At 63.2% G+C, this 6,305-nt stretch carries 7 protein-coding genes and 2 pseudogenes; 8 read left to right on the top strand and 1 reads right to left on the bottom strand.

Annotated features, from left to right (window positions below):
• From RWT78_RS27240 to RWT78_RS27220, 5 genes and pseudogenes are all read left to right on the top strand, one after another.
• Positions 1 to 271 (top strand): annotated as a pseudogene (locus RWT78_RS27240) (MATE family efflux transporter); the annotation flags it as partial.
• The gene (locus RWT78_RS27235) at positions 256 to 1,179 is read left to right on the top strand and encodes a metallophosphoesterase (RefSeq protein ID WP_058226293.1); all 924 of its coding nucleotides are present in this window, start codon (positions 256 to 258) and stop codon (positions 1,177 to 1,179) included. The pseudogene RWT78_RS27240 and the gene RWT78_RS27235, both read left to right, overlap by 16 nt.
• 13 nt (positions 1,180 to 1,192) lie before the next feature.
• A complete protein-coding gene (locus RWT78_RS27230) occupies positions 1,193 to 1,852 on the top strand; it encodes a 4'-phosphopantetheinyl transferase (protein WP_003942126.1) in 660 nt (219 codons plus the stop codon).
• Between the two features lie 24 nt (positions 1,853 to 1,876).
• Positions 1,877 to 2,797 (top strand): tRNA pseudouridine(55) synthase TruB, encoded by a 921-nt coding sequence (truB, locus tag RWT78_RS27225; RefSeq protein WP_003942274.1) that lies wholly within the window; start codon positions 1,877 to 1,879, stop codon positions 2,795 to 2,797.
• Positions 2,794 to 3,270 carry a GNAT family N-acetyltransferase gene (locus tag RWT78_RS27220; protein WP_314682207.1) on the top strand — a complete coding sequence of 159 codons (477 nt, stop codon included), beginning with the start codon at positions 2,794 to 2,796 and terminating at the stop codon, positions 3,268 to 3,270. Before truB ends, RWT78_RS27220 begins: the two co-directional genes overlap by 4 nt.
• 9 nt (positions 3,271 to 3,279) lie before the next feature.
• Here the strand turns inward: RWT78_RS27220 and RWT78_RS27215 are convergent, their stop codons facing one another.
• Complete coding sequence (locus RWT78_RS27215; RefSeq protein WP_003942116.1) at positions 3,280 to 4,026, bottom strand: metal-dependent transcriptional regulator; 747 nt, start codon at positions 4,024 to 4,026, stop codon at positions 3,280 to 3,282.
• 117 nt (positions 4,027 to 4,143) lie between these two features.
• Here RWT78_RS27215 and RWT78_RS27210 point away from each other — a divergent pair, with 117 nt between their 5' ends.
• From RWT78_RS27210 to RWT78_RS27200, 3 genes and pseudogenes are all read left to right on the top strand, one after another.
• Complete coding sequence (locus tag RWT78_RS27210; RefSeq protein WP_003942148.1) at positions 4,144 to 5,124, top strand: bifunctional riboflavin kinase/FAD synthetase; 981 nt, start codon at positions 4,144 to 4,146, stop codon at positions 5,122 to 5,124.
• Positions 5,125 to 5,281: 157 nt separating this feature from the next.
• On the top strand, positions 5,282 to 5,551 hold the full coding sequence (gene rpsO, locus RWT78_RS27205) for a 30S ribosomal protein S15 (RefSeq protein WP_314682202.1): 270 nt from the start codon (positions 5,282 to 5,284) through the stop codon (positions 5,549 to 5,551).
• Between the two features lie 452 nt (positions 5,552 to 6,003).
• A pseudogene (locus RWT78_RS27200) lies at positions 6,004 to 6,305 on the top strand (polyribonucleotide nucleotidyltransferase); the annotation flags it as partial.

Below are 6,305 nucleotides of genomic sequence, written 5' to 3'. Positions count from 1 at the left end.
CGGTGTTCTACTCGGCGCCGGGGACGTGATGTTTCTGCGCAACGCGACCATGCTGTGCGCAGTTCTCGGGTTTCTGCCCGCGATCTGGCTATCTCTCGCCTACGACTGGGGGCTGGCCGGAATTTGGGCAGGGCTTACCGTGTTCGTAGTACTTCGGATGGTCGCGGTGTCGTGGCGAGCGTTTTCCGGCAAGTGGGCAGTGACAGGTCCGGCGCCGGCGAAGCGCGGAAGTTCAACTGAGGAAGCAGAGGGATCGTGGCAGCAAAGCTGATGGCGGTGAGCGACATTCATGTCGGTCACAACGGCAACAAGCCGATGACGGAGGAACTGTTTCCGGATTCGCCTGACGACTGGCTCATTCTCGCCGGAGATGTTTCCGAGAAAACTGACGACATTCGGTGGGCGTTGAAGCTCCTTCGCAGCCGATTCGCAAAGGTCATCTGGATTCCGGGCAACCACGAACTGTGGACGACCGCCAAGGATCCGGTTCAGATTCACGGAGCGCCGCGCTACGAGTATCTGGTCAACATGTGCCGCGAACTCGACGTCATCACACCCGAGGACCCGTTCCCGGTGTGGGAGGGAGACGAGGGACCGGTCACGGTCGTCCCGATGTTTCTTCTCTACGACTACTCCTTCCTGCCGGAAGGTGCGCGAGACAAGGAACACGGGCTCGAGATCGCGCGTGACAAGAACGTCGTCGCCACCGACGAGTTCCTACTCTCACCGCAGCCGTATGCGACGCGCGACGCATGGTGCCGGGCGAGGATCGAGTACACCCAGGCGCGGTTGGATGCGCTTCCCGAAGGAACAAGAACCGTTCTCGTGAACCATTTCCCGATGGTCCGGCAGCCGACGGACGTACTCATGTATCCGGAGTTCGCACTGTGGTGCGGAACCACCGCTACCGCCGACTGGCACGTGAAGTACAACGCGGTGTGCTCGGTGTACGGGCACCTGCACATCCCTCGAACCACGTACTACGACGGCGTCCGCTTCGAGGAAGTCTCACTCGGATACCCGCGCGAGTGGCGTCGGCGTGGACTGCCGGAGAAGTTGTTGCGTCAGATTCTTCCCGTTCCGGAGTACCCGCCGGGAACGCTCAACAAGTGGGGTGGCCACTTCAAGGTCACGCCGGAGCAGGAAGCCGAAGTCGAGCGCATGCGCGCCGGACGCTGAGAGGTATCGCTACGTGATCGAACAGATTCTTCCCGGTGGAGTTGCGACGGCCGAGGCCTTCGTGGATCCGCCCGGTCTGGTTCCGCACCCCAGTGAGGAGGCGTTGATCGGCCGCGCGGTCGAGAAGCGTCGTCGCGAGTTCGTGACTACCCGGCACCTTGCGCGTCAGGCGATGGGCAAGCTCGGTGTTCCGTCTGCCGCTGTCATGCGCGGCGAGCGTGGTGCCCCACTCTGGCCGCAGGGAGTGGTCGGGAGCCTCGCCCATTGCGACGGCTACCGCGGCGCTGTCCTGGCGTACTCCATGCAGGTCCGCTCACTCGGTATCGACGCCGAGCCGCACGGCCCGCTGCCGGACGGGGTATTGCCCGCGGTCAGCATCGAGGCGGAACGAACGTGGTTGGACACTCAGGAAACCGGCGGTCCGGTGCACTGGGACCGAGTGCTCTTCTGCGCGAAGGAAGCCACGTACAAGGCGTGGTTTCCGCTCACCGGGCGCTGGTTGGGTTTCGAGGACGCCCACATCACGTTCGAGGCGGAGTCGGAAACGTCCGGCACTTTCAACTCGCGTCTGCTGGTCCCCGGTGAGGCGACGTCCGGTCCGCCGCTCACCTCTTTCGACGGCAGGTGGTTGGTGTCGGACGGGCTCATTCTGACGGCAATTTCGGTGCAGTGAGCGCGACTGGCAGAATCGGCACACGTGTCAGCTCGTGAAAAGCCTTCCTCCGGTCTTGTCGGCGCCGGAATTCTGATCGTCGACAAAGAGGCGGGTATCACCAGCCACGACGTGGTCGCTCGGTGCCGCAAGTTGTTGAACACCCGGAAGGTGGGACACGCCGGGACGCTGGATCCCATGGCGACCGGTGTTCTCGTTCTCGGCGTCGAGCGTGCGACCAAGTTGCTCGGACTCCTGGCGCTGACAACCAAGGCGTACTCGGCGACGATTCGCCTCGGGGCAGCGACGGACACGGACGATGCTGAGGGGGAGGTCCTGACTTCCGCAGACGCTTCGCAGGTGACGGACGCGGAGATCGCGGCGATCGTGGCCACGCTGACCGGGGACATCAAGCAGATCCCGGCAAGCGTGAGCGCTATCAAGGTCGACGGTCAGCGCGCACATGCTCTGGTGCGTGCGGGAGAAACCGTCGAGCTGGCGCCGCGTCCGGTAACGGTGTCGACTTTCGAAGTTCTGGCTCGGCGAGATGTCCCGGGTGGCTTCGTCGATCTGGACGTCGACGTGGAGTGCTCGTCCGGTACGTACATCCGCTCGCTTGCCCGCGACCTCGGTCGTGAATTGGGCGTCGGCGGTCATTTGACGGCATTGCGCCGCACCCGCGTCGGGCCGTTCACTCTCGAACATGCGCGCACGCTCGAAGATCTGGCGCATCAGCCGGGTGTGAGCCTCGACATCGATCAGGCCGCGCAGACGGCTTTTCCGCATCGGCAGATCACGGCGGAGGAAGCCGAGGCGATCAGCCAGGGGCGCTGGCTCGAGCCGATCGGGATGAAGGGGATCTGTGCGGCGATCGATCCCACCGGTCACACCATTGCCCTCCTGCAGGAAAAGGGTCGACGCGCCAGTTCGGTGATGGTCGTGCGACCGGCGACGCTTCGCGGGTGATCGTCCGCGAGCGTGTCGACGGCGACCTCGACGGGTGCGTCGATGCGCTGGCACAGGTCCACGAGTGCGACGGATATCCGAACACGTGGCCGGAACACCCGCGCCGCTGGCTCAGTTCGCCCACGGTGGTGAAGGCGTGGGTCGGTGAGAGTGACGGTCGTGTTGTCGGTCATGTGGCCGTCGACAGCGAGGTCGCAGGTGCGCCCAGAACCGCGGGATCGATAGCCGTGTCGCGATTGTTCGTTCATCGTGGCTCACGTGGAAACGGCCTCAGCGATGCGCTACTCGATGCCGTGACGGATTTTGCAGCCGAGAGTCGGTTGGAACTGGTGCTCGACGTCGTCGACGACGCTCTGCCGGCGATCTCACTGTACGAGCGTCGAGGGTGGGTGTACGTCGACGAGAGGCTCGCCGACTGGACCCGGACCGACGGCGTCCGGCCCGTGGAACGCCGATACCGACTGCCGCTTTGACTACCTCGGCTAGACGAGCCAAATTGCTTGAGCGACTGGACTTCCCAAGTCGATGGTGTTGGGGCTGTCGCCGAGTCGAACGGACACTGTCCCGGCGAAATCGCGGCGCTCCTCGACGGTGATCTCGACATCGAGACTGACGCCGACGGAATCGAAGTACCGGAGCATTTCGGGATCGGAATCGGAGATCCGGGCAACGCGGCCCCGCTCACCGTTGGCGAAGTCGCTGAGCTGGCGGGCCGGGGGAGTCGGCACCGAACCGTCGGTGGCGGGAATGGGATCACCGTGCGGGTCACGTTCGGGGAAGCCCAGTTTGGCGTCCATCCGCGAGATCATCAGATCGGAAACGGCGTGTTCGAGGACTTCGGCCTCGTCGTGGACTTCGTCCCAGCCGTACCCGAGTTCCTGAACCAGATAGGTCTCGATCAACCGGTGGCGCCGGACCATGGAGACGGCGGCCGCGCGGCCACTGTCGGTCAGGGCGATGGATCCGTAGCGGGCGTGATCGACCAGGCCCTGGTCCGAGAGTTTGCGGATCGCCTCGGACACCGTCGAGGCCGAGACGCTCATTTTCTCGGACAGGAGCTTGGTGGAAACCCGCTCGTGGGACCACTCCTGGATAGTCCAGATGACCTTGAGGTAGTCCTGGGCCACCGACGAGAGTGCGAGCGTGTCGATTGCCGCGTCCTGCGCCGAAGTGCTGTCGCCATCCGACGTCGATGATGCTTCCGAGGTTCCGGTCTTGTGAGCTGCCACAACGCTTAGCTTAGGCTACGAAATCCGGAACTTCCGTACGTGAGCGGCAGCACAGCGGTGATTCGCTGGGCGGGTCCGAACGTGACCCGCCGCCGGTGGACCCGTAGGCTGCCAATCGTGCTGAGATGGCGTGGTCTCGACGAAGTTCCGGCCGATTGGGGTCGTTGTGTGCTCACTATCGGTGTGTTCGACGGTGTGCATCGTGGGCATGCCCAATTGATAGCGAGAGCGGTTACCGCTGCCCGCAAACGTGGTGTTCCGAGCGTGTTGATGACGTTCGACCCGCATCCCATGGAGGTTGTGCGGCCGGGTAGTCATCCAGCCCAGTTGACGACGCTGCAACGGCGTGCGGAATTGGCTCAGGATCTGGGCATCGACGTGTTCTGCGTGATGCCGTTCACCGCTGATTTCATGAAGCTGACGCCGGAGCGCTACGTCCACGAGATTCTCGTCGAACGTCTACATGTCGCCGAGGTCGTGGTGGGGGACAACTTCACCTTCGGCAAGAAGGCGCTCGGCAATGTCGATCTTCTTCGTGAAATGGGCGCTCGCTTCGGCTTTGCCGTCGACGGCGTCCAGCTGCTCGCCGAGCATGCGGTGACGTTCTCGTCGACCTACATCCGCTCGTGCGTCGACGCAGGCGACATGGAAGCGGCTACCGAAGCTCTGGGCCGTCCACATCGTGTCGAAGGTGTGGTCGTCCACGGTGACAAGCGTGGACGCGAGTTGGGGTTCCCGACGGCCAACGTTGCACCGCCGATGTTTTCGGCGATTCCGGCCGACGGCGTGTACGCGGCGTGGTTCACGGTGCTCGGTGCCGGCGAGGAACTCGGAACCGTCGTTCCCGGTCGCCGATACCAAGCCGCGGTGTCTGTGGGTACCAATCCGACCTTCTCGGGCCGGACCCGAACCGTGGAGGCATACGTTCTCGACACCGAAGCAGACCTGTACGGACAACACGTCGCGGTCGACCTGGTTTCGCGGATTCGCGGTATGGAGAAGTTCGACTCGATCGAGTCGCTCATCACGGCGATGAACCGAGATGTCGAACGCGCACGCCGGATTCTGAGTGAGGATGCAGAACGCAGCGTCGGTTGAGCTGCTCCTGTGTCAGTGGCGGCCGCCACATTCGCTCCAGGTGGGCGAAAGCGCCTCATTGCTGCTGGTAGGATCTTCTCTCGGTGCGTGCTGCGGTTTGCGGTGGCCGCACCGATCTAGTTCCTTTCACGCAAACGTCATCACAGGAGTGAATCAAGTGGCATTGACCACGGAAGAAAAGAAGGCCGTTCTCGGCGAGTACGGCTTGCACGAGACCGACACGGGATCGCCTGAAGCTCAGGTGGCAATGCTCACCAAGCGCATCACCGATCTCACCGAGCACCTCAAGACCCACAAGCATGACCACCACTCGCGTCGTGGACTGCTCTTGATGGTCGGTCGCCGTCGTCGTCTGCTGAAGTACGTGGCAAAGACCGACGTCGCTCGTTACCGCTCGCTCATCGAGCGTCTCGGCCTGCGTCGCTAGATTTTTCTCACGACGCTGATCGAAAGCAACACGGCATGCTTCGGTTTGCCGAACACTCCGTCAGCCGGCGAAGCCACGCATATACTGGGCTTCGCTGGCTTTCGGCGTTAGCTGCCGCAAGGCAGTTTCCGCTGTCGGCGCTATGCACAGTTGTCCAGGCGCAGTTGTCTAGGCGCAGTTGTGCAGTGCGCAGCCAGCACACCGTATGCACCAGAGAACGTGGTGTCGGTTGTCGGTAGTGGTTCTCCGGACCGGGCAAGTGCCCGAAAGCTCCGGCGGACTTCGATCGACGGCCGCCCGAACGTCGTGACGTCCCGAAGCAGAAATCGCTCGCATCGCAAGGAGCGTCTGCAATTCAAGAGGGGGACGTCCCTCGGTGCGCAGTTTCCACCAGGAGGGTGGAAACGCCCGCGCGGGTACGGCGAAGACGAGAGGGAAGTGAAGAGAAAAGAATGACAGAGAATTCCGTAGTAGAGGTCGACGAAGGCGTGTTCGAATCCACCGCCGTGATCGACAACGGGTCCTTCGGTACCCGCACCATCCGTTTCGAGACCGGACGCCTTGCTCAGCAGGCCGCCGGCGCCGTCGTTGCTTACCTGGACGACGAGACCATGCTGCTGTCCGCCACGAGCGCCAGCAAGCACCCCAAGGAGCACTTCGACTTCTTCCCCCTGACCGTGGACGTCGAGGAGCGCATGTACGCAGCGGGCCGCATCCCCGGTTCGTTCTTCCGTCGTGAGGGACGCCCCTCCAC

Origin of the sequence: uncultured Rhodococcus sp., from assembly GCF_963525155.1 — a bacterium.
GTDB lineage: Bacteria > Actinomycetota > Actinomycetes > Mycobacteriales > Mycobacteriaceae > Rhodococcus_F > Rhodococcus_F qingshengii.
Note: the sequence above shows the minus strand (reverse complement) of the source record. Positions and strands in the feature narration are given on the sequence as shown.